The organism is Mycobacterium sp. (assembly GCF_032161845.1).
In the GTDB taxonomy this organism is placed as follows: Bacteria; Actinomycetota; Actinomycetes; order Mycobacteriales; family Mycobacteriaceae; genus Mycobacterium.
The window spans coordinates 1-3,176 of record NZ_JAVRQA010000025.1 but is presented as its reverse complement, the minus strand read 5'-3'; the positions used below and the strand labels follow the sequence as shown (position 1 = coordinate 3,176).

Here is a 3,176-nt window from a genome sequence, read left to right as displayed (position 1 = left end):
GTGATCCGGGGATACCACTTCGCAGGAGACCCAAGGCCGTTCGCCATCCTCGGCCGGGAACTGCCGCTGTGACCGTGACATGCTCCTCGCGCGAGCGCTCGTCGGCGACATGCCGCTCGCGCGAGCGCGCGTCGGCGCCTGTCTGGCACCATATCGGGGTGCCACACCGCCGCAAGCGCCTGCTCGCCCTGCTCTTGCTGGTGCTGATCGCACCCATGATCGCCGGATGCGTGCGGGTGCGTGCCTCCATCACGGTGTCTCCGGACGACCGGGTGTCGGGCCAGATCATCGCGGCGGCCAAGCCCAAGAACGCCGACGACAAGGGACCCCAGCTGCTCAACAGCCTGCCCTTCAGCAACAAGGTGTCGGTCTCGTCCTACGAACGCGACGACTACGTCGGCTCCCAAGCCGTGTTCTCCGACTTGACGTTCTCCGAACTACCGCAGCTCGCAAACATGAACCGCGACGCTGCCGGCGTCGACATCTCGCTGCGCCGGGCGGGTGACCTGGTGATCCTCGAGGGCCGAGCAGACCTCACCACCGTCAGCGATCCCGATGCCGACGTATCGCTCAACGTCGCCTTTCCGGGTGACGTCACGTCGACCGATGGCGACCAGGTGTCCTCGGACGTCGTCCAGTGGACGCTCAAGCCGGGCGTGGTGAGCACGATGAACGCCCAAGCCCGCTATACCGATCCCAGTGCGCGATCGTTCACCGGAGCGGCGATCTGGCTGGCGGTCGCCGCGTTCCTGGTGGCCGGGATCATCGGGGGCGTCGCGTGGACGAGCCGCGATCGCAGCCCGGTCCTGGCGAACCCGCACGAGCCCCGCTGACACCCGGGCGCCCTGACTTGCTACATACCGGTCCGCACGCTCTAGTCTGAAGAAACTTTGGGGTAGTGAAAGGGGTGCGCGGTGAAGGTGGATGCTGCCGCGGCACCGTCGGCGACGGAGTTGGTGAGCGCCGTCACCGAGCAACTGCGGGACTACCTCCGTGTTCGTCGACGCGACGCCGCCTACATCGGAGCTGACTACGCGGAGATGACGGCCGCGCTCGAGGAATTCGTCCTGCGCGGCGGAAAGCGACTGCGCCCCGCGTTCGCCTACTGGGGCTGGCGGGCCGTGGCGCCCGCCGGTCGCGGTGCCAATTTGGCTGGCGACGCCGACGTTCTGCTCCTGTTCTCCGCACTCGAACTGCTGCACGCGTGCGCGCTGGTGCACGACGACATCATCGACGCATCCGAGACGCGCCGTGGGCTGCCGACCGTGCACCGCTCGTTCACCGACCGGCACCGCGAGCGCAACTGGCACGGTTCGTCCGAACAGTTCGGCATGTCGACGGCGATCCTGGCCGGCGACCTCTCGCTCGTCTGGGCCGACGACATCGTCACCTCCGCCGACCTGCCGCCCGACGCCCGTCGTCGTGTCCAGAAGGTGTGGGCCGACATCCGGACGGAGGTCCTCGGAGGCCAGTATCTCGACATCGTCGCCGAAGCCAGTGGCGCGGAGACGGTGGCCTCGGCGATGAACGTCAATACCTACAAGACCGCTTCCTACACGGTGTCGCGGCCACTTCAACTCGGGGCGGCGGCAGCGGCCGACCGGCCCGACGTGCAGGACGTCTTCCACTCGGTGGGCACCGACCTCGGGGTTGCGTTCCAACTTCGCGACGACGTGCTCGGCGTGTTCGGTGACCCCGCCGTCACCGGCAAACCCTCCGGCGACGACCTGAGGTCGGGGAAGCGGACCGTGCTGCTCGCCGAGGCGATTCAACGCGCCGACACGTCAGATCCCTTGGCGGCCAAGCTGTTGCGCACGTCGATCGGCACGGACCTCTCCGATCCGCAGGTGGGCGAACTGTGTCTGGCCATCGAGTCGGTGGGGGCACTCGCCGCAGTCGAGGGCCGCATCGAGGTGCTCACGGCGCAGGCCTTGGCCGTGCTCGACGCGGCTCCGATCGACGCCAACGCGAAGGTCGGGCTTGCCGAGCTCGCCCGATTGGCGTCGAACCGGTCCGCCTGAGCCGAATGACCACTCCGACGCCCTCCCCGACTGCCGCGCGCCAACCGAGAACCGGACTGGGCCAGCATGTTTCGCGCTTGACCTCGTTCGCCACCTCCCAGGAGGGCCGACCCGCCCTCCTCGGCTGCCTGGGCGCGGTACTGATCACCCTCGGCGGCCTTGGCGCGGGCAGCACCCGACTGCACGACCCCGTACTCGAGTCCATTCAACTGTCGTGGCTGCGCTTCGGTCATGGTCTGGTGGTCTCCTCGGTGCTGCTGTGGGGCGGCGTCGCGGTGATGCTGGTCGCCTGGCTGTGGCTCGGTCGACGGGTCGTCGACCGCAGCGCCACGAAGTACACGATGTTGGCGACGACCGGATTCTGGTTGACACCACTCCTGCTGAGCGTGCCGGTCTTCAGCCGCGACACGTATTCCTATCTGGCCCAGGGCGCATTGCTGCGCGACGGGTTCGACCCCTACGTCGTCGGTCCGATCGAGAACCCCAACCCGCTGCTCGACGACGTGAGTCCGATCTGGACCACGACCACCGCACCGTATGGCCCCGTGTTCATTCTGGTGGCCAAGTTCGTCACGATGGTGGTCGGCGACCACGTCATCGAGGGCACCATGCTGCTCCGGCTGTGCATGCTTCCCGGCCTTGTCATGCTGATCTGGGCGGCGCCGCGAATCGCGCGCCACGTGGGCGCAAATGGACCTGCCGCACTGTGGATCTGCGTGCTCAACCCGCTGGTGATCATTCACCTGATGGGCGGCGTCCACAACGAGATGCTGATGGTTGGCCTCATGATGGCGGCCATCGCGATGACCTTGCAGGACAGACCCGCCTGGGGTGTCGGCCTCATCGCGATCGCTGTCGCGGTGAAGGCGACGGCCGGTATCGCGCTGCCCTTCATGGTGTGGATGTGGATGCACCGATTGAGGGACAACCGCGGTCTCGGGCAAGCGCGCGCCTTCGGCGTCGCAACGGCGGCCTCCGCGCTCATCTTCGTCGTGGTGTTCGCCGTCGTGTCGTGGCTGGCGGGCGTGGGACTCGGCTGGCTCACCGCACTCGCCGGTTCGGTGAAGATCATCAACTGGTTGACCGTGCCGACAGCGGCGGCGAACCTGATTCATGCCTTCGGCAGCGGATTTTTCGCCGTGCAGTTCTACAGCG

The 3,176-nt window shown here is 67.4% G+C and carries 3 protein-coding genes and 1 pseudogene; all 4 read left to right on the top strand.

All coding sequences use genetic code 11. The features are described from left to right. Window positions 1–72: pseudogene (locus QOD90_RS01470) on the top strand (GNAT family N-acetyltransferase); the annotation flags it as partial. 143 nt (window positions 73–215) lie between these two features. Further along, complete coding sequence (locus tag QOD90_RS01465; protein WP_526345950.1) at window positions 216–833, top strand: LppM family (lipo)protein; 618 nt, start codon at window positions 216–218, stop codon at window positions 831–833. Window positions 834–914: 81 nt separating this feature from the next. Further along, window positions 915–2,021, top strand: a complete 1,107-nt coding sequence (gene idsA2, locus QOD90_RS01460; protein ID WP_526345948.1) for a bifunctional (2E,6E)-farnesyl/geranyl diphosphate synthase — start codon at window positions 915–917, stop codon at window positions 2,019–2,021. A gap of 5 nt (window positions 2,022–2,026) precedes the next feature. After that, a partial coding sequence (locus QOD90_RS01455) for an alpha-(1->6)-mannopyranosyltransferase A (RefSeq protein ID WP_526345946.1) occupies window positions 2,027–3,176 on the top strand: 1,150 nt, incomplete at its 3' end.

Bases quoted from the DNA above. Each gene is read 5' to 3' on its own strand.
- QOD90_RS01465 (WP_526345950.1), top strand. From the start codon at position 216: ATGATCGCCGGATGCGTGCGGGTGCGTGCCTCCATCACGGTGTCTCCG.